This window comes from Winogradskyella sp. A2, from assembly GCF_046762865.1.
GTDB lineage: Bacteria > Bacteroidota > Bacteroidia > Flavobacteriales > Flavobacteriaceae > Winogradskyella.
Genome location: NZ_JBKQXM010000001.1, coordinates 152842 through 172781, shown reverse-complemented (window position 1 = coordinate 172781; position 19940 = coordinate 152842). Strand labels below are relative to the sequence as shown.

Here is a 19940-nt window from a genome sequence, read left to right as displayed (position 1 = left end):
TATATTTATTGTGATATAACAAGTTGTACGCAATTTTGATAAAAACATGAAAAATCAATTTTCAATAACATTAATCTTCATTTTAATTTTTTCAATTTCTTCTGTTTTTGCTCAAGAAGATATCGATCAATTTTTAAAGAATCAACCTATTATTGATATGCATTTCCACATTACAAAAGGGTTTGATGACAATGAAACTTACAATCAACGAAAAGTAGACATTGATAGCGCAAAACTAGATTGGGTTATTGAAGATTTTAATAACAATAATGTGGTGTTGGTTTTAGGTGGAGGCACAGAAAAATATGCTAAAATGTATGCAAAAGCCGATAGTATTTTTTGGGCTGGATTGGTTTTTCCCTGCATAAAAACTGTGAAACAAGATGAACCATGTGACAAAGAATTCTTTAGCGAATCTAAACTGCGAGAAATTTACAAAACGGGGAACTTCAAAAGCCTTGGAGAATCAATGTTTAATTACTATGGTATTCCACCAACCGATAAGAGATTAGAACCTTACTGGAAGATTGCTGAAGAATTTAATTTACCTGTAGGAATTCATGCAGATTCTAGACCAAGACCAGAGAAGCACAAGGAAGAAAGACCTAATTATAATCCAGATTACGCAAATCCAGAATTACTTAAACCCATTTTAGAAAAACATCCTAATTTAAGAATTTACCTAATGCATTATGGAGGAGGATATTCAGAGCAGTCATTAGAGCTTATGAAATTATACCCTCAAATCTATTGTGAGATTTCTGCTGTGAGTATGTTTGCCCCAAAAAAGGTTTGGGAACCCAAAGTAAAGAAGTTGTTTAATGAGGGTCTTGGAGACAGATTAATGTTTGCATCTGACTATTTTGGAACGGTGAGAAAGAACATTGAAATAATCTATAATTTGGAATGGCTAACTGAAAAACAAAAAAGAGATATTTATTATAACAACGCTGCTCGATTTCTGAATTTATCTGAATCTGAAATAGATGCGCATTATAGACAAGTAAATTAAAACTGCGTACAACAATGGCTATAATTCATTGTGGCTTTGTGCCTTACCTAAGTATAAGTATTAATCAATGGCTGATTTCTAAGCGGAATAATCCTGCGGATGATTCCACAACGAAATCATAGCCGAGACCGTTGTGCATAATATGAGAAAAGCAATAATATTAATATTTGGAATTACAATTTTACAATTGAATTTCGCTTGTAAATCTCAATATTCTGTAACTGAATTAAACAACAACTTTACGTCTGAACAAATAACCGATTTAAAAAAAATAACTGTCTTTTTTAAAAATCAAATGTGTCTAAATAAGGACTCTGATTTTAAAACTTGTTATGAGCGAATTCCTCACGAATATTTTGAAGCCTCAGGAAATGGATTTTGGACAGATATTGACTTTGAAGAACAAAAGGAACTTTACAAAAAAATATCAAAATCAACGTTTGATAAAATTTGGTCGTTCTGTAACTCAACTGAAAATAAAACAGAAAAAGAAAAAAGACATCTGTGTGCCAATGCCATTGGAGAATATAACAATTATCTTTTCGATTTGGGAAAACAGAATCCTAAAATAGAGGAATATGCGCATTGGATTAATGCTTCAGGAGACTTTAATTCCTTACAATTGCTCTACTCAAAAATATCAAAAAATAAAAAATATTTTGACCTGAATGACCCGAATATTCAATTGATTTTAGCAATTCATTATTTGGCGTTAAATGACCAAGCCAAAAGAAATGAAAAATGGATAGTGGAATAAAAAATACTATGCACAACAATGGCTATAATTCATTGCTAATACTCGCCTATTTCCAAAATTAGTTTAACTTTAAACGGCTGGATTTCTACGGTCGAAAATTCCGCTGGAATTTTCAACGCAACGAAATCATAGCCGAGACCGTTCTTAATACGAAAAACCTCAAATGAAACTTGAAGACTTAGGTTATAATAAAGATTTAGAAGAATATAGAATACAACAAAACTTAGCTGAATTCCAAGTTGGACGAGTTATATTGGAACATAAAGATAGGTATGTGGTCAAAACAAGCACTACAGAATTTAACGCTGAACTTATTGGCAATTTAAGATTTACTTCTGAAAGTAGAAACGATTTACCTACTGTTGGAGATTGGGTTGCTATTTCTGAATATGACGAAAATAAAGCGCTAATACATGCTGTGTTTCCAAGACATTCAATCATTGAGAGACAAGCGATCGGAAAATCTACACAAACTCAAATAATTGCTACAAATATTGATTATGGTTTAATAGTTCAATCAGTAAATAGAGATTTTAATATCAATCGTTTAGAACGCTATTTAACAATATGTAATACCTCAAATGTAGAACCAATTATTATTCTCAGCAAAATAGATTTAGTGGAACAACAGAAGTTAAATGAACTTCTAAATGCAATAAAAGAACGTATTAAAGGTGTTTCCATAATTACTATTAGTATTCAATCTAATATCGGTTTAGATAATTTAAAATCCTCTATAGACAAGGGAAAAACATATTGTTTATTAGGGTCGTCTGGAGTAGGAAAATCTACTCTTTTAAACAAACTATCAGGTAAGAAACTAATGAACACAGCAGAAATAAGTAAAAGTATTGACAGAGGAAAACATGTTACTACACACCGAGAATTAATTGTTTTGGACAATGGAGGGATTTTTATAGATAATCCTGGAATGAGGGAAATTGGTATTACAGATTCTTCGGCTGGACTTGAAATTACATTTGATAAAATTGTTGAATTATCTCAAAGTTGCAAATTCAATGACTGTACTCATACTAACGAAAAAGGTTGTGCTATACAAAATGCAATAGAAAATTGTGAAATTGATTCAGATTCATATGATAATTTCCAAAAAATGGAAAAAGAAAGATCCTTTTTTGAATCAAGTATTGCGGAAAAAAGAAAAAAGGACAAAGACTTTGGGAAAATGATTAAAAACATTAAAAAACAACGCAAACAAAATAAGTACTAAGCACAAGGGTTATACCAAATGATATGAAAACAAAAATTATTATAATCCTCGCTATTCCAATTTTATTTTTTTCAGGATTAATAACTGGACAGTATATTGGATTCGAAAATAATAAAGAAGGTAAAATTATTGGCCTGAATCATGTAGGGATCAGAGTAGCCGACTTTGATAAAGCATCAAATTTTTATACAAATACTATGGGTTTCCCTATGATTTACAAATTTGACGATAAAAATGGTCAACTCATATTTGCATATTTCCAAATCAATAAGTCAACATTTATAGAGTTGATGCCAGCGAATAAAGAACATCCAGAAGGAATAGACCACTTTGGTTTAGAAACTCATAACAATGAAGCCTTAGTTAGTGATTTTCATAACTTGGGAATTGAATGTACCAAATCACAGGTTAGTCCATTTACTCAGGTTAATATTGCACATGCCAAAGATTTAAATGGAATTTATTTTGAAATAATCGAAGCAGTTGAAGGCTCTGCGTTACGAAAAGTAATGGATAATTGGGAGTAAATAATAACAGAGAACAACAAAGTATTTAATTAATTTAATTTTTATTCATTTAATTCTATAGTCAAGAAATTGCAATTAAACTTTCAACTCAATACAATCCTAACTCAGATTATAGTTGGTTATCATATAAAACCAAAAGGCAAAAGCATTAGCCTTTGCCTCTCCCCTAGAATTAACCTACAAATCAAAGGGTTAATTAATAATCAGTTTTAGGGAATTAAAATTATTCTGATTACTAATGAGTTTACAGAAATATAAGCCAGTGCTTAATTGATTTCTGTGTATTGTTAATCTATTATGACCTGCAACTGCATTAAACGTTGTACTAAAGACTTGTTTGCCTAATTGGTTATAAATAACAAACTGAAGCGTTTCATTTTGCGATACCGTAAATTGGATTTCGGCCTGAGCTGACATTGGGTTTGGGTATACCTTAATTGTATTTGCTACTATGGCTTCTTCTTCAAGGGATAATACAGTGTCTTGAGAGAGTCTCAAATTATTTAAACTTACATACTTACTAACAGCTGTACCATCTTCTGATACCATAGTAAATACAATGGTAACCACATCATCTAGCAATAAATTACTTGAAGTAGCAGATGTAAATTCTGAAATTGGCAAAACATAATCTTGCATTTGCCCAGAAAGTGCAATAATGGTTTTATACTGATCTTCCCATTGTGAAATACCTTGTTTAACAAAGGTGATTTCTAAGTTTCCTGTGCCTTTAGCACTCAACTTTAAACTGTTATAATCTGTAAGGTCTACAGCTTTAAATCTTGGTGTTAAAGCTCTGTAGGCCGCAACATAACTATTTGTTGATGCACGTAATTCAACGTTTCTCTCAATAGGAAATTCATCTTCCTCAAAGTCAATTGTGTTTTGAGTAACATTATACTGGCTTACATTAGTTCCTTCTTGTGAGGCGTCTATTCCCCACGGTCCATCAGACATGAAAAGATCATCTGGTGTAGCAATACCATCACCAATTCTAAAACCAATATCAAATAAACCACCTGTTTCTATGGTGTGATTGGTGATGTATTGCTCACCTAAGGTTAGGGTACTATTTAAATTTTCAAATTCGTTTGTTTCTGTTGTTCTATAGCCTGCATCTAGGCTTACCGATTCAGTTGCATTTGTGTTCACTATTTGTAATTCTAAATTGCCATTATTGTACTTCCCTTTTCTAACAAATACTGTAGGAGGAGCTGAGTTATTGAAACCAGAAATTGGTTTTTCAATTGTCAAAAGATTAATAACTTCTTCACCTAACAGATATAAATTGTCTACGGTGTTGGCCCAAATCTGAAAATTGTAAAAAGTAACATTCTCCTCATACTGATCGAGATTCCAGTGGCTTTCTATGGCAAAATTAGTATCATTGTTAACCACTTTTGCAGAAAGACTCAATACAAATTCATAGGTACCATCTACATTTTTTATGATAGACTTTATAAACGGTTGCTCGTTGATGTCTATGGTAGAAACCGAAATTAATTCTGCACCTAACAGTCGGTCACAGATGTATTTGGTATGCTCATAGACACCATCTTCGGTTTTTAATGCCAATATCGAGGCATAGGGTATATCATTATCCATATAATCTACCGCAAAGATGTCCGTTGCATTAGTTATACTTAATAGATCTGCAGGTGTTGAATTTATTGTTTCTGTCTCACCAATAATGTTTAAAGGGATAAAATCCTCTATTGTGAAATCACCGTTACGTTTGGCATAACTTAGACCTTTGGTAATGCGTGGGGCTGAAGTTTTATCAAAACTGTAACCTGTTTTTACTCTGTTAAAGTTTCTTTTATTGATTTGCTCTGACAACCTATTATTACTTTCTAATCCACCATCATTACCACCAGATGTGGGTGGTTGCAAGATATCGCACATACCATAACCAGAGCAAGAAGGGTCCTGGCAATCTATTAAGCCATCGCCATCATCATCAATACCGTTATCACAAATTTCTTGTAGCACTGGTGCTGTTGGACAACGTGCACCATCATTACTTGAACTAGATGGACCAAATGCAAATAGGTTTGAATCCATATCTTCTACATCATTTACATTTTGTACATTTTGTATTACATATATAGTACCGGTTTGATTTGCTGATACATAAAATCGACCATCTGCATCAAAATAAACAGCACCATAGGTATAATTGTTACCTTCTAAAATTGGAACAACGCCAAGAGACGTCACTTGCCCATTAACAGGATTTATTCTATATAATTTATTAGTATTCTTTTCTACAGTGTATAATTGTCCATCCACTGCATTAAAAGCCCAATCGTGAATGCTAATATTCTGGGACAAAGATGCTGTTGCTTGATGTTGGGTATAATAAGTAGAATCTGGGTTCAAATCTATTTTATAATAGGTAGTTCCTCCTCCTTTTAAGAAATAAATGCCTTCTGCATTAACATCGCCGACATAACGATTATTAGTAGGCAATTCTTCTATATAATAGGTTGTTGTTGCAAAGTTCTTATCAATTCTTACAATAGTTTTTGAAGGTGAAGATAAAGATCCCCAAATAAAACCATCAGCAGGGTTATATGCTGCTGCATTAATGTTTCCTGGTGTAACATCTTTAGCTACCAGATATGAGTTGCCTGAAGCAAGGTCTATGGAGTAGACATCATTAAATTGAAATAAATAGGCATTATAATCACAATTAAATGGCACATCCTGGGCTTTAATTTGGAGGCCTGTAATTAAAATTGTTACTAAGAGTAAAATATTTTTCATAGCGTAATAATTTTTCATTTTCATTCTAGTTGAGAACAAATCTACGCTGGGCTTAAGCTTATTTTAAGAATTTTCGCTTGACTATATTATTATTACGTTGGTTGACAAATATGTGTCGATGAATGGATTTTGGCTTGTAAATAAAACATCAGTATAAAAAAAGGCTATAGATTTCTCTAAAGCCTTTTAACCGCTATTAATCTAATTCTTAGTGAATGATTATACTTCAAATTTAAAAGAAGTCAATTTACTATATAATGAATTTCGATACTATGCCTAATTGGAACGTTGGTTAATCTAAAAGTGTCGACAAATGGTAATTCTATAATAAATTTAATCGCTTCATTAACTCTGGTCGGTTAGAACGACTTACAGGAATAACATCTTTTTTAATCAAGACACTGTTATCTTCAATATCTATAATTTTATCGACGTTGATAATATAAGAACGATGTACTTTTAAGAAGAGATTTTCTGGTAGCTTCTCCTCTATTTTCTTTAAGGTCGAATGTACCGTGTAGTTTTTATCTTCGGTTTTAACATGGATATAATCGCCTTTGGCTTCAACGAGATAAATACTTGGAATATCTATTTTAATTAGACGTCTATCAATATTTACATAAAGATCATTCCCTGAGCTTGTTTCTACTTTATCAGTAGTTGAAGGTTTTTTGGTAGGTGATTTCACAGCTTTTGCCTTCTCAATAGCCTTACTAAAGCGCTCTAAACCTATTGGTTTTACCAAATAATCTACAATACAATCATATTCAAACGCTTGGATGGCGAAATTTGGATCTGAAGTGGTTAATACAATTTTAGGTGGACTTTTCAAGGTTTCAATAAAATCAAAACCTGTAAAATCTGGCATATGAATATCTAAAAATATGAGATCAACTTCATTCTGATTGAGATATTTTATAGCCTGAATTGCATTAGGGAATTCTTCTAATACATTTAATTCCGGGATGTTTGTGCAAAGCTGTGTAATTATAGCTCTGGCAGTAGCTTCATCATCAATGATAATACAATTCATAATTTTAGATTATAGCGTCTTTAAAAAATCGGTCATGATTTGTAAAATGGTCTCAAAATCATCTTGACCATCCGTTTTATGGTCTATTAAATTATCCTCATAATTTACCGCAACCTCATAACTTTTTTCAAGTCCTAAAATACTAATTTTATGTTTAAGTTTATGGACGTTATTCGCTGCGAGCTTATAATTCTTAGCTGTAATGTTATCTATGTATTCTTGTTTTTCGAGTGGAAATTCTTGTTTAATGATGCCAATGAGCTTTTGTTCAAAGTCTTTATTGCCCCCTGACATGCTATGTATATACGACAAATTAGGTTGTTCCATACTTATTTTTTAATGGTAAAGAAAAAAGTTGTGCCTTCATTTACTTGAGATTCTAACCAAATTTTACCTCCATATAAATCTACAATCTTCTTTACAATTGATAATCCAATTCCAGTAGAATTTGCATTATTTTCTAATTTTTCGAAAGCTTTAAATATCTTATCATAATACATCTCATCAATTCCCTTACCATTGTCTTTAATATAAAACTCATAAGACTCGTCTTCTTCCTTGTAGCCGACAACAATCATGCCTTTTGGCTTATCATTATATGTAATTGCATTACCAATTAAATTCTGAAACAATTGCTGTAACCTGTACTTATCTCCATTTATAATGGGAAGCTTTCTAACTTCAATGGTAATATGGTTAGGTACTTCTATTATTTTTAATATGTCGTTTAGCAAAAGGTTTATATCAACGGGATAAGCTTCAATTTTGTTTTTCCCAATAGTAGAGTATTCTAAAATGCCATTAATGAGGGTATCCATTTTTTCAACACTCTCTCTTATTGTATTGATTTGCTTTTTGCCAGCTTCACCAATCTCATCCGAATAATCATCCTTTAACCACGTCGTAAGTGTATCAATACTGCGAAGTGGTGATTTTAAATCGTGCGAAACCATATGAGCATATTCGCTTAACTCTTGATTTTGTACTTCTAAATCATGTAATAATACCTGTTGTTGCTTAAATGCCTTACATGCCTTTAAGTTCATAGAAAACTTGTCAATTACAGGTTGAAGCTGTGATAAATCCTTTTGCGATAAATTGTCTTTTTTTGAATATAGAAATAAGAAACCTTGTCCTTTTAAATTAAAAATAGCATTGTAGCCACCCTCAACTTTAAACGGTGAGATGGATGAAATTAAACTATTGGTCTTAATAATTTTACTTTCTTCAATATCTTGAAGCATTTCACGAAGTGGATCATTATAGCTGCTCTTCACTTCAATACCAAAAGGGATTGCGTATGTTGACCTTATTGCTGATTTATCATGTTCTAAAATCCAAGCTGCATTAAGGTTTTTACGCTTTAATACCAATTTTAAAAACAGATTACAACTTTCCTTATAATCTAAGGATTTACCTATAGCCATAGCATATTCATACAGCTGCAATATGTTTAAAACGTGATTTTCTATTTTCATTACTCAAACATTCCTACCACAACGGTTTTATTATAAAATTCTAAAAATCCTTCGCCATAAGATGATATTTCGCCCAAGGTTAAAGCACCACTAATAGAAACATCCGGAAATTCTGCTTTAATGGTTTCTGTAATGGTATTAAGTTCTTTGTTAAAATTGTCTTCAAGGAAAAGAATTCTCGATATACAATCTATTAAAATTGCTTTACGTGGCGCTGTGGTTTGTTTAATACTATCTTCAGTAGCGGTTTTGGCCGCCTCAATTAAGGATTTCTCATTACCATTAAGGATATCTACTACCATATTGTCTTCTAGCTCACCAACACAAACCAACTCGTTGTTTTCGTTTACCATTAAAGGATCCCTTACTATACATTCCGCATCTTCCTTTAAAATACCAAATGGGTACCCTTTCGCAATCTCAAAAAAATTATCGTTTGTAAAGGTCTTACCTGAATGTTTTTCGACAACTGTTTTATAAACCTCAAAAGGATTTTTCCAATTGATTTCTTTGATAACGTTTCCTTCTGCCTTCGTTACGATAAAAGGACCATCGACCTTATTCCACCCATGCCTAACACCAATTCTGGAGGCCATACGCATTATACAAACCACCGCCGCATCTTGATAAATACCTTTATTAGTAAAAACACATGGTTTTTGCTCTAAAGATAGACTGCCTGCACCACCGCCAAAATAATTGGTTTGCATACCGTAATTTTCATATAATTCCCCTAAATAATTTGAAATATTGGAGGTTAAACCATCTACATAAGTAAATAAACTATAATCTTGATTCTCTTTAAAGTTAACTTTTGGTATACTGAAGTTTTTGGTACTGATATTTTCTATTACGAACAAGGTCTCTATTTCATTAAGCGTATTGATTACTATACCTTTATCTAAAATTGAGTTATCGTGGATGACCTTTGGAAAAAGCCCACCAATAAATTTAATACCAGTTTTATTTAAGTCAGAAATTAGACCGTTTATATCAATAGCCGTATGCTCTCCAATAGATATCAGGGCAGCGTTGTTTTTAATATGGTTTGAGATAGCATTTACGATCTCTGTATTGTTTGTTGACGAAATGAGCATGTTATTTTTTTAACGTGAAATAAAATGTTGTGCCTTTACCTGGTGTACTTTCTAACCAAATTTTACCACCATGGATATTGACTATTTTTTTGACTATGGAGAGTCCTATCCCAGAGGAATCTTTCCGTTGATTTAACGAATGAAATATTTTAAATATCTTATCGTGAAACTGTGGCTCAATTCCTATTCCATTGTCTGAAATGGAAAACCTGTATTGTTGCGGTTCTTCTTTGACATTAATCTTAATTTCGCCTTGATCTTTATTGTTAAATTTTACCGCATTACTTATTAAATTTTGAAATACTTGCTGTAGTTTAATTTTATCTCCCTTAACTATTGGTAATGGATTTTCTATAGAAATATTTATGTGTTTTGGGATGAATAAAATAGAAATGAGATCATCTAACATAGTTTGAGTGTCTACCGGTTCTGCTATGGTATTATCTGATGACACACTAGAATAATTTAAAACATCTGTGATAAGTTGCTCCATTTTTTCTAAAGTGGTCTGGATAAGGTTAAGATTTTGAAGACTCGTTTCATCAATTTTATCTTTATTATCCTCTTTTAACCAACTCACTAAAGCATCGATACTGCGCAAAGGTGATTTTAAGTCGTGTGAAACGATATGCGCATATTCTTCAAGTTCTTCATTGCTCTTTTCTAGTTTGGTCAGTAATTTTTCTTTTTGAACTTGAAGATTCTTAAATTCTGTTATATCTAAATGAATACCAATAGAACCTGTTACATTACCATTAATATCAAAGTTTGGTGCACCACTTATTAACCAGTACCTAATCTCACCGTTTTTAGTTTTTACCTTAAGCTCATAAGAGTTTGACAGACCCTTTTGGCGTTTTAGGTTTTCAATGGTTATAATATCATCATTTTGATCAGCTTGTAGCAATTTTCCTCCTTTTTTGCCAATAAGTTCCTCTTTTTGATATCCTGACATTTCGGCAAAACTGTGGTTTACCAATTGAATTTCATCATCGTTATTTACCTCAACAAGACCCAAATTCATATTAGCAATAATACTTCTATACTTTTCACGTTCAGCTTCAATACCTTTACTATATTGATGTTGCAAGGTAATATCTCTATAGCTCCAAAGATGCCCATGATATTCCGTGTCTCTGAAAATTGGAATATAATCCCGTTCTAAAATTTTCCCATTAACCATTTTAAGCTCATCACCTACAACCAATTTTTTTTGTTTCAATATGTCATCTATCCTAGCAACAAAACCTTTAGGATCCTCAAACATAGCCTTGCTCTGTTCTGCAGATTCAGAACAATCTTGACCAACCAATAATTCTGGTGCTACGGGTATACCAAAAAAATTACAAAATTTGTTATTGGTTAATACTATGTTTCTGTTTTCATCTTCCAATAAAACACCCGTATCTAAATTCTTTATTAATGTAGAGAGTCTGTTCTCGGATTCAATGAGTTTTTCTTGCGCTTCCTTTTCTTTAGTAATATCCCTTACAATACCCTGTGCAGCTACAATTTGACCGTTTTCTTCAATAATACTTGCATTGATATGTACAAATTTAGTCTCACCTTGTTTGGTTAAAATTTTAATCTTTAAATCTGTTATTTTTCCTTCATCTTGAAGGGTTTTAAAAGCAGGTGCTACAAGGTTAACGTTAGAGGGATGCACTAGTTTGTTGAGATTTTCATTATCATGGACGGTTTTAAACCCCAATAATTCTACCGCAGCATCATTCATTTTAAGAATATTACCACCTAAATCCATAATAACATAGGCATCAACTATGTTTTCAAATACTCCTTGAAGTTGGGAAGAGGTCTTGTTGTATAGTACGGTTAGCTCTTGATAAGATTCTTCAAGCTTTTTATTAACATTATACAGTTCAACTGACTTTTCTTCGAGAATCCTTTCTGCCGCTTTGCGCGATGCGCGCTCGCGTTCGAGTGCTCTTTTGAGAATATCTATTTCTTCTTGACCCATTATCCTTTATTGATAATAAACCTAACCTCAGTTCCTTCTTCGTTTAACTTTTCAAAATCAATTTTTGCTGGTACTTTAAATAGTTTAAATGTCTCTAACATTAACCCCTTACCAAGCATATATAACGCCTTATCAGATTTATAAATCATAATCATTTTGTTATCCGTACGTTCTATTAATTCGAAGGTAGGTAATTGAGCTTCAGGATAAATTTTTTGTACTTCTACGTGGATATGATTTTCTATGGATGCCAAAAGATCCATAGGGTCTTTATAATGTTCCACTAAATTTGGATGTGTTTTAATAAGGGCCGCGAAAAGATGTTCTGCATAGACCATAAGCAGATCGTCAACAGAAATATCGGTATTTTCACTTAAATGAGTTATCAATTGAAGCATTTCACCAAACTCATAGGTACCTACAGATGTGTAGATGCCATCAGATTTGAGCTCTGATTGACTAATGATTTTATCAACCATCCCTAAGCCAAACTTCTCTTCAACCAATTCTAAAAACTCAGTAAATATAATACCTTTCATTATGCTGTAATCAATTCATTTATACTCCAATATGCCAATAATTTTTCTATTTTAGAAACATACTCCTCATATTTTAAAGGTTTTAAAATATAACCTGCAATACCAATCTTATAACATTCTAACAAGTCACGTTGGTTATTTGATGTGGTTAAAATTATTGTAGGGATGTATTTTAGTCTATCATCTGCTTTTAAAATTTTTAAAAATTCAATGCCATTTATCTTAGGCATGTTTAAATCTAATAAAATTATATCAGGTAGGTTATCCTTTTGCTCCAATAATTTCAGAGCTTCTTCACCATTACCTGCCTCTTTAATACTATGATTAAGCCCAAGTGAACTTGTTGCCCTGTTGAGTTTCATAACTTCAATCATATCGTCCTCAATGAGCAGTATTTTTAGATTTTTCATATTTGAGCGGTTTTGCTTGGGCAAGCAAAGTAGTACTTAATAGAAAAACAGGAGATAATTTTCGGTTGTAGGTATTTAAGTGTCGCTGGACGACGGTTAAGTGTCGACGAATGGTAATTTTTACAACTTTGTAATTTATGCTGCGATATTTAAGCCTTTACTAAGTAATTCGGCAGATTTTAAAACAGTTTGCTGTGTTTCAATTTTATTCTGCATAAATTCCTGATGGTATTTGGCCTTTAAACTAGTATTGCCAGAAGAATCAAGATATTCCTCGAGCTGTGACATAAAATCTAAATGCCTCAGACTTTTTAACATTAATGTACTGGGATGGATAAATTGGTTTTTTTCATCTAATTCTTCAAATTGGTAAAAACCAATATTCTGTAATCTATGTTTTAATTCTTTTTTGTTATGAAGTTTTTCTCTTGCAAAAAGAAGATCTTGCTTTATTAAATACTCTTTTCTAATTAAATATATAGTGAAACCTAAAACACTAAATAATGTGTATCCGATAAATAATTCCATAAATGTAGATTAATTAAATTGTAATTCTGAAGACAAAACTAATTTTGATCTACCATGCTTTTTTTGTTTTTCGTTGAGTGAACATCTGGAAGCGATGGATGGTTATTATCCTTCTTTTAAAAATTGAATCTTATATAACACAATTACAAAAACGTTTATGATTATTGCTCGGCACATTTCTACTCGGAAAACCCTTAGAATTTTACTCTGTCTCGTTTTCTTTTGCTAACTTGGTTCTTGTCATTTCAACTAAAATGCAACCACATTATTTGTCCCATTAAACAACTTTTTTATTAAAATTTTAAATGCCAAATAAAAAACAGACAAGTTCTTATTTACAGGGTGTTACACGTATAATAATTGATACCACGATTGGAATTACAAATTTGGTAGAAACAATGCACAAACGTGTCGTTCATCCACCTTTATTGCCATCAACTCCCATTCAGCACCTTATTACCAATATTGCCGGTATTACTTATAAAAATATCAGATGGAGCACTAAACTTATTGGTGGAAGTTTAGATAAAGCTTTAGGAGAATTAGGAACTGTTCTGGGAGAAATAAAAACCACAATTGAAAAAGAAGCAATACGTTCTGCCCTTAATGGAATAGTGGGTGATTATTTGGAAGAAAATGAAAATCCGTTAAAAATTACAATGCAATTTAGATATTTATCAAAGGCTATAACATTAAATCATAAAAGTCTTAATGCTATTTATCCAACTATTAATGGTAAAATTCTTCTAATGGTGCATGGTGCATGTATGAACGATCTTCAATGGACGCGAAAAGAACACAATCACGGCGAGGCACTGGCAAAAGAATTAGGCAAAACACCTGTTTATTTGCATTACAATAGTGGTCGCCATATTTCTACAAATGGAAAAGAATTGAACGAGTTATTAGAAAATTTAGTACAGACATGGCCAGTACCTATCCAAGAATTGGTCATCGTTTCCCATAGTATGGGCGGTTTAGTGTCACGTAGTGCTATACATTATGGTATCCAAGGAAAGAATACATGGACCAAATACCTTAAGAAGGTAGTATTTTTAGGAACACCACACCATGGAGCTCCCTTGGAACGGACTGGAAATTATTTAGATGTTATTCTTGAATCCATACCCTATGCAAAGCCATTTGCTCGATTGGGTAAAGTTAGAAGTGCCGGTATAACAGATTTAAGACATGGGAATTTAATCGATGAAGACTGGCAAGATAAAGACCGATTTCAATTACAAAAAGATCCAAGACAACATATCCCATTGCCTAAACAGATAGAGTGTTATAGCATAGCAGCCGTTATCGGTAAAGCAACAGAACCCATATCACATAAAATAGTAGGAGATAGTTTAGTTGATATAAAAAGTGCTTTAGGACAACATAGAAATCCTTCTAAAAAATTAGAATTTAAAAAGAAAAATACATGGATTGCATATGAAAGCAAACATTTAGACCTATTAAACAACCCTAAAGTCTATACTAAAATAAAGGCATGGCTAATTTCATAGAACTTTACTCCACAAACCACTATTATTCTAATAGAAATCTCTTGAGCACTTCGGAAGGACAGCTTAAAAATAAAAGTAGATGAATAAAGAGAATATTTTAGAAGCGATAATTGAAGGCTATCGAAACTCTATTCATCAAAGATATCAATACCAAAATATCAAGGATAAATACGAGATTCCAGAATCAATAGATGAGAAAACAGTGAATATCCTCAGGAATTACTGGTTAAATTACATTTATCCAGATTGTAATAAACGTAGAGAACTAAACGAAGCTTTCACAAGTTTAGATGATTTTATAAAACATCCTAAAAAGCTGTTAAGGCTTTTATTGGATGCCACCAAACTCATCTTTAATTACGGAAGACATCTTCCCAAAATACTCACCTCTGGGCTTAAAGCCATGAAAACTTTCAAGGCTGCAGAACGATTTGAAAACGGTCTTGTAGATGAAGCCATAAAAAATAAAATAGAAGCACCATATGATGCCTCTAAAATTAATGCACTTATAAGATTATTGCCACGTAAAGAAATTGAAAAATTTATTGATATCTCACAATCCTTGTTTGAAATCTTGCATGATAGAGTTCAAATTGAAAAAATCAAAGAGATTATTCAATATTTAATCCTTGCAATGAAAAAAAATGAGGAATCATATGCCTTTAGCCAAATCAGAGGCCTTGAAATTGGGCTTGAAATGCTCACGGAAGGTGATAAACTATTTACTCAACTAACAAAAGAAGATCAAAGAAAATTGGTTTACTTAATCACAGAAATAGAAAAGGATATGTTAGGATTTAATGATTAATTTTTATGCCTAAACTATTTTATCCAGGTTCTTTCTCAGAGCCACTTTCAATTTTTAATAAGCCTCTAAAGGCATCATGTACAGAGTTACCTTCATACAGTACTTTATACACTTCGTGCGAAATAGGCATATCAACATTATAATCTTTCGCCAATTCCATAACAACTTTTGCTGTTTTTACACCTTCAGCCACTTCATTCATTTCTTCAATAATCGCCTCTAAACTTTTACCACGTCCTAGTTGAAATCCTACATGATGATTTCTACTTTTTGAACTAGAGCAAGTAGCTACTAAATCTCCCATTCCTGCAAGTCCGGAAAAGGTTCTACTTTTTCCGCCCATAGCCGTACCTAACCTGGTTAACTCCGATAAACCTCTGGTAATTAAAGCGGCCCTGGTATTATCACCAGCATTCGCTCCATCTCCCATACCTGTTGCAATGGCCATAATGTTTTTAAGGGCGCCTCCTAATTCGCAACCAACCACATCATCATTAGTGTATACTCTAAATAATCCTGAACTAAAAGAATGCTGTAATTCCTTGGCAATAGTATCATCTACCATGGCAATTACAGCAGCTGCAGCTTGTCCTGAATGTATTTCTTTCGCCAAATTAGGACCTGTTAAAACACCTGCAGGATGACCAGGAAGCTCTTCTTCAATAATTTCTGTCATACGCATCTTGGTATCTAGCTCCAAGCCCTTAGCTAAACTCACTATTGGTACCCAAGGCCTTATATGTGGTTTTGCTATTTTTATTACGTCTCTAAAATGTTGAGATGGAATACCAACAACAATTACATCTGCATTTTTAACGGTTTCTTCAATTGAATTTGAAGCTTTTAAATTTTCATTCAATTGAGCACCAGGTAAATATTTTGAATTCGTATGCTTATCGTTAACCTCGTTAACTGTTTCTTCATTTCTAGCCCACAAAATAGTATTGTTGTTCTTTGCTGTTAATGAGGCAACAGTCGTTCCCCATGAACCACCACCTAATATCCCAAAATTTAGTTTCATGTGTCGTCTAATTTTCTAATTCATTAATGTACAAATTTCGAACATCTTCAATATGCTTATTGAGGTTTTTTCGTTTCCAAAGTGATGTGTCTACAGGATCGAGAACAACAACTTCAATATGTGTAGGTCTAAACATACTCGAACCTTTTGGCATTGCCATATAGGCATTTTTTATTACAATAGGAATTATCGGAACACCTGCTTGCATCGCCAAATGAAAAGCTCCTTTTTTAAATGGCCCTAAAGTTTTACTTCCACTTCGTGTACCTTCTGGCGCAATAGCCACAGAAACACCATTTTTTAATGCTTCTACAGCTGGTTTCATGGCTTCAATAGCCTTTTCTTTATTTGCTCTATCAACATAAATAGCTCCTAATGCCTTAAAAATTGGACCGATAGGAGTTCGTTCTAATTCTTTCTTAGCAACTCCTGTGAAATCATGTCTAATTAATTTCATCACTATGAAGAAATCTGCTGCACTTTGATGGTTAAAACAAAATACTGCAGGTCTTATTTCTTCTAAATTATGCTTGCCTTTTATGGCAATATCCATTCCTGCCATTTTAGAACCCAAATCACCTATAGTGGCAAAGGTGGTATTTGCAGCTTCTTGCCTAGACATTGTCATAACTCCTTTAAGGATTCCTTTCACTGCAGAAGGATAAATAGTAGCAGCTGCCAATGCAGTTCTAAAGCCATTTATTAAAGGTTTTTCAACAGGTTCTTCAAATCTTAAAATTGGCCAATTATTCTCAAAAGCTGTTTGAGACAATCTCTGATCTGGGTTAGTAGCTACAGGATTTCCAACTAATTTTAATAGTCTTAAGTCATCAATGCTATCTGTATAAAAATAACTCTTAGATAAGTCTGTTTTATTTTTTTTAGCAGATATTCTTGCAGCCCTAGCTTTACCTTCTCCCCAACACATTTCAGCTACACGACCTGTAAATTTGCCGTTTCGTAACTCCATCTCTGTAGCATAGATATCTTTAATTCCTAATGCTTTTGCAATTGGCTTAATTTGATAGGTTGTAGCAGCAGAAATTATAACAACTCTATGCCCTTTTTCAAAATGCTTTTGTATTAACTCTCTAGATTCTGGATAAATCGTTTCTTCTAAATAGTCTTCAAAAACATGTTGCCCTAATTCTTCAAATGCAGATTCTGGTATGCCTTTTACACCAAGTGCTGCTATTTTTGTGAGTATTTCAAAATCTCTATTTCCTGTCGCAAAGACCAATGCTGTAGCAAACTGGGTTAAGTATTCTTTAATCGTTGTTTCTCCACTAAACAATCGGGTTGTCATAAATTTCTTAGCAGAGAAGTCATTGATCAGTGTTCTATCCATATCAAAAAATGCCGTGATATGTGGCCCCTCCTCCATTTCTTCTAAATGATGGGCATGATCATTAACAGGTTCTGTAACTATAGGATGTGCCGCAGATTTTTCAGAAGAACCTTCTTTATCCTCAACGATTTCGATTTGTTTTAAGTAAAATAATCGTTCCGATAAATCATCTAAGTACTTACTCCAAGTCTCTAGTCCTTTATAATCTATTTGTCGCTCAACAGGCACTAAATTGGCATTCTTAGCGAAACGAAGTGCGTTTAATAGAAAGGGTTTAGATACACTGTCTAATCGTATAATTTTAGATTGCCAATGGAGCTCTTTTCCTTTAAATATTGCTAAATCTAAAAAATCGTGCTCCTTGAAATCATCATCTGTATCCCAGCTATTTAATGTATGGCAAACAACTTTATCAGCTTCTAAATAAGATAATAGAATGGCCCTTGAAACAAATAAATCTTGTCTTTTTAATAAAGCGTCAATATCTCCTTCTGGGTTGGCAATAATCGCTCGCCAATTTTTATCAAATCGTAATAATTCGGCTTCAATTTCGCTACTAAACTTGGGTTTATTAGTGTAGAAAAATTCAAACTTAAATAAATTACGTAGCCGCATAATTTCTTCCCAGAAATGTTTAATTCTATGAGAAGACTTATCATCTTTAATTTTTACTAATGCCATTTCAATAAACGCCTGATGATATAAATGACCAGAAGCCATATTAGCATAGTAATTTGCCGGTAAATATTCTGTAGGTACTAAACTGTACTGCGCACGTTGACCTGCTCTGCTTTTTTGAATAATATGAGCGCCTTGTAAAAGGTTTAAGGCTTTTTGGACAATAACTCCAATCTTATTGCCACGATCAATTAATACATCTTCTTTCTTCTGACCTATAAAGGTCATTAATCGGTTGACTTTAAATTCAATCTCTTTTTTAGTTAATGCAAAATCATTTAATAAAACATGGCAAACTAATGACACAGTAGTTACTGGTGTAATGGCATTTGTTTTATGTATGAGCTCAAATGCAAAACGAGGTAAGGTATTTTTGTCTGCATAACTATCTTCTTCCATATCTGGAATAATAGCTTGCTGATCTTCTTCAATCTCAACAGGATCTCCAAATCGAATGGCAGCTCGACCATAATCATTACCCAATTTTTTAATATAATTGAAGGCTTCCTTTACATTTTCTGACTTTTTTTCTTTCCCCTTGCCTTCTTCAGTCATTTCCTTTACATCAGGAATTAAATCATAGACAATAGAAACGGGTACATATTTAATAGGTCTAGTACTCTGGGCTTCTCCTTCTTTTATGTACTTTAAAATCCCCATTTTTGGGTATATAATCTTACCTGTCCTCGATCGCGTTCCTTCAATATTCCAGGTTAAATGATCGCCTGCATCTATTATTGTAGAAATATAGTGACGCAAGGCCGCTTTGTAAATTAAATCGTCCTTAAAACTGCGACGTATAAAAATAAGGCCTGCATTATTTCCTAATTGCTTTAATCCTGGAAATGCTAAATTACTGCCACCAAAAGCATAGGGAATTGGCATACCGTAACGGGCTAATGTTGAGATTAATACTAGAGTATCTAAATAGGTTTTATGTGTCATAATAAAAGCTACAGAATTTCTCTGCATCAATTTCATGAGCTTTTTTATGCCTTTTGGATCTACGTCAATTTTATCATTGTAGGCTCTTGAAAGTATATATTCAAAACTCTTTACAGATAATAATTTTGCCATAGGATGTTGCTCTGCATACAACTCTTTAACACATCGTGCACCTTGCTTTTTTACATCTTCAACATCTAACTTTTGCTCAATAGCAATTTGTTTTAATGTTTCCTGAAATTTATGATGCTCAATAATATGATCCAT

Annotated in this window: 17 protein-coding genes; 6 read left to right on the top strand and 11 right to left on the bottom strand. The window is 32.8% G+C overall.

Going from position 1 to position 19940, the window contains the following annotated elements; all coding sequences use genetic code 11:
• Positions 1-46: 46 nt before the first annotated feature.
• The 4 genes from ACFWV9_RS00810 to ACFWV9_RS00795 all read left to right on the top strand — a co-directional run bounded on the left by ACFWV9_RS00810 (position 47) and on the right by ACFWV9_RS00795 (position 3527).
• Positions 47-1012, top strand: a complete 966-nt coding sequence (locus ACFWV9_RS00810; RefSeq protein WP_411893331.1) for an amidohydrolase family protein — start codon at positions 47-49, stop codon at positions 1010-1012.
• A 142-nt stretch (positions 1013-1154) separates the two neighbouring features.
• Positions 1155-1769 (top strand): hypothetical protein, encoded by a 615-nt coding sequence (locus tag ACFWV9_RS00805; protein ID WP_411893330.1) that lies wholly within the window; start codon positions 1155-1157, stop codon positions 1767-1769.
• A 163-nt stretch (positions 1770-1932) separates the two neighbouring features.
• The gene (rsgA, locus tag ACFWV9_RS00800) at positions 1933-3000 is read left to right on the top strand and encodes a ribosome small subunit-dependent GTPase A (protein ID WP_411893329.1); all 1068 of its coding nucleotides are present in this window, start codon (positions 1933-1935) and stop codon (positions 2998-3000) included.
• A 23-nt stretch (positions 3001-3023) separates the two neighbouring features.
• Positions 3024-3527, top strand: a complete 504-nt coding sequence (locus tag ACFWV9_RS00795; RefSeq protein WP_411893328.1) for a VOC family protein — start codon at positions 3024-3026, stop codon at positions 3525-3527.
• A gap of 192 nt (positions 3528-3719) precedes the next feature.
• On the opposite strand, the gene ACFWV9_RS00790 is transcribed toward ACFWV9_RS00795, so the two are convergent.
• From ACFWV9_RS00790 to ACFWV9_RS00750, 9 genes are all read right to left on the bottom strand, one after another.
• On the bottom strand, positions 3720-6296 hold the full coding sequence (locus ACFWV9_RS00790; protein ID WP_411893327.1) for a DUF6923 family protein: 2577 nt from the start codon (positions 6294-6296) through the stop codon (positions 3720-3722).
• A 322-nt stretch (positions 6297-6618) separates the two neighbouring features.
• On the bottom strand, positions 6619-7329 hold the full coding sequence (locus tag ACFWV9_RS00785) for a LytR/AlgR family response regulator transcription factor (protein ID WP_411893326.1): 711 nt from the start codon (positions 7327-7329) through the stop codon (positions 6619-6621).
• A gap of 9 nt (positions 7330-7338) precedes the next feature.
• Entirely contained in the window at positions 7339-7656 is a 318-nt protein-coding gene (locus ACFWV9_RS00780; RefSeq protein ID WP_411893325.1) for an Hpt domain-containing protein, read from the bottom strand.
• 2 nt (positions 7657-7658) lie between these two features.
• Positions 7659-8807 (bottom strand): sensor histidine kinase, encoded by a 1149-nt coding sequence (locus ACFWV9_RS00775; protein WP_411893324.1) that lies wholly within the window; start codon positions 8805-8807, stop codon positions 7659-7661.
• Complete coding sequence (locus tag ACFWV9_RS00770; RefSeq protein WP_411893323.1) at positions 8807-9904, bottom strand: FIST signal transduction protein; 1098 nt, start codon at positions 9902-9904, stop codon at positions 8807-8809. Before ACFWV9_RS00770 ends, ACFWV9_RS00775 begins: the two co-directional genes overlap by 1 nt.
• Before the next feature lies 1 nt (position 9905).
• Positions 9906-11882 (bottom strand): PAS domain S-box protein, encoded by a 1977-nt coding sequence (locus tag ACFWV9_RS00765; RefSeq protein WP_411893322.1) that lies wholly within the window; start codon positions 11880-11882, stop codon positions 9906-9908.
• The gene (locus ACFWV9_RS00760; protein WP_411893321.1) at positions 11882-12421 is read right to left on the bottom strand and encodes a heme NO-binding domain-containing protein; all 540 of its coding nucleotides are present in this window, start codon (positions 12419-12421) and stop codon (positions 11882-11884) included. Before ACFWV9_RS00760 ends, ACFWV9_RS00765 begins: the two co-directional genes overlap by 1 nt.
• Positions 12421-12831 carry a response regulator gene (locus tag ACFWV9_RS00755; protein WP_411893320.1) on the bottom strand — a complete coding sequence of 137 codons (411 nt, stop codon included), beginning with the start codon at positions 12829-12831 and terminating at the stop codon, positions 12421-12423. The genes ACFWV9_RS00760 and ACFWV9_RS00755 overlap by 1 nt, the downstream gene beginning before the upstream one ends.
• 135 nt (positions 12832-12966) lie before the next feature.
• A complete protein-coding gene (locus tag ACFWV9_RS00750; RefSeq protein WP_411893319.1) occupies positions 12967-13359 on the bottom strand; it encodes a hypothetical protein in 393 nt (130 codons plus the stop codon).
• A 305-nt stretch (positions 13360-13664) separates the two neighbouring features.
• Here ACFWV9_RS00750 and ACFWV9_RS00745 point away from each other — a divergent pair, with 305 nt between their 5' ends.
• Both ACFWV9_RS00745 and ACFWV9_RS00740 read left to right on the top strand, forming a co-directional pair.
• Positions 13665-14873 (top strand): esterase/lipase family protein, encoded by a 1209-nt coding sequence (locus ACFWV9_RS00745; RefSeq protein ID WP_411893318.1) that lies wholly within the window; start codon positions 13665-13667, stop codon positions 14871-14873.
• A gap of 79 nt (positions 14874-14952) precedes the next feature.
• Positions 14953-15681 (top strand): hypothetical protein, encoded by a 729-nt coding sequence (locus ACFWV9_RS00740; protein ID WP_411893317.1) that lies wholly within the window; start codon positions 14953-14955, stop codon positions 15679-15681.
• 19 nt (positions 15682-15700) lie between these two features.
• Here the strand turns inward: ACFWV9_RS00740 and ACFWV9_RS00735 are convergent, their stop codons facing one another.
• Both ACFWV9_RS00735 and ACFWV9_RS00730 read right to left on the bottom strand, forming a co-directional pair.
• A complete protein-coding gene (locus ACFWV9_RS00735) occupies positions 15701-16702 on the bottom strand; it encodes an NAD(P)H-dependent glycerol-3-phosphate dehydrogenase (protein WP_411893316.1) in 1002 nt (333 codons plus the stop codon).
• Positions 16703-16709: 7 nt separating this feature from the next.
• Entirely contained in the window at positions 16710-19940 is a 3231-nt protein-coding gene (locus ACFWV9_RS00730) for an HAD-IB family hydrolase (protein ID WP_411893315.1), read from the bottom strand.

What these genes read in the sequence shown, in the direction of transcription:
- ACFWV9_RS00810 (WP_411893331.1), top strand. Translation starts at nt 47, where the DNA reads ATGAAAAATCAATTTTCAATAACATTAATCTTCATTTTAATTTTTTCA.
- ACFWV9_RS00805 (WP_411893330.1), top strand. Translation starts at nt 1,155, where the DNA reads ATGAGAAAAGCAATAATATTAATATTTGGAATTACAATTTTACAATTG.
- rsgA (WP_411893329.1), top strand. Translation starts at nt 1,933, where the DNA reads ATGAAACTTGAAGACTTAGGTTATAATAAAGATTTAGAAGAATATAGA.
- ACFWV9_RS00795 (WP_411893328.1), top strand. Translation starts at nt 3,024, where the DNA reads ATGAAAACAAAAATTATTATAATCCTCGCTATTCCAATTTTATTTTTT.
- ACFWV9_RS00790 (WP_411893327.1), bottom strand. Translation starts at nt 6,296, where the DNA reads ATGAAAAATATTTTACTCTTAGTAACAATTTTAATTACAGGCCTCCAA.
- ACFWV9_RS00785 (WP_411893326.1), bottom strand. Translation starts at nt 7,329, where the DNA reads ATGAATTGTATTATCATTGATGATGAAGCTACTGCCAGAGCTATAATT.
- ACFWV9_RS00780 (WP_411893325.1), bottom strand. Translation starts at nt 7,656, where the DNA reads ATGGAACAACCTAATTTGTCGTATATACATAGCATGTCAGGGGGCAAT.
- ACFWV9_RS00775 (WP_411893324.1), bottom strand. Translation starts at nt 8,807, where the DNA reads ATGAAAATAGAAAATCACGTTTTAAACATATTGCAGCTGTATGAATAT.
- ACFWV9_RS00770 (WP_411893323.1), bottom strand. Translation starts at nt 9,904, where the DNA reads ATGCTCATTTCGTCAACAAACAATACAGAGATCGTAAATGCTATCTCA.
- ACFWV9_RS00765 (WP_411893322.1), bottom strand. Translation starts at nt 11,882, where the DNA reads ATGGGTCAAGAAGAAATAGATATTCTCAAAAGAGCACTCGAACGCGAG.
- ACFWV9_RS00760 (WP_411893321.1), bottom strand. Translation starts at nt 12,421, where the DNA reads ATGAAAGGTATTATATTTACTGAGTTTTTAGAATTGGTTGAAGAGAAG.
- ACFWV9_RS00755 (WP_411893320.1), bottom strand. Translation starts at nt 12,831, where the DNA reads ATGAAAAATCTAAAAATACTGCTCATTGAGGACGATATGATTGAAGTT.
- ACFWV9_RS00750 (WP_411893319.1), bottom strand. Translation starts at nt 13,359, where the DNA reads ATGGAATTATTTATCGGATACACATTATTTAGTGTTTTAGGTTTCACT.
- ACFWV9_RS00745 (WP_411893318.1), top strand. Translation starts at nt 13,665, where the DNA reads ATGCCAAATAAAAAACAGACAAGTTCTTATTTACAGGGTGTTACACGT.
- ACFWV9_RS00740 (WP_411893317.1), top strand. Translation starts at nt 14,953, where the DNA reads ATGAATAAAGAGAATATTTTAGAAGCGATAATTGAAGGCTATCGAAAC.
- ACFWV9_RS00735 (WP_411893316.1), bottom strand. Translation starts at nt 16,702, where the DNA reads ATGAAACTAAATTTTGGGATATTAGGTGGTGGTTCATGGGGAACGACT.
- ACFWV9_RS00730 (WP_411893315.1), bottom strand. Translation starts at nt 19,940, where the DNA reads ATGGATCATATTATTGAGCATCATAAATTTCAGGAAACATTAAAACAA.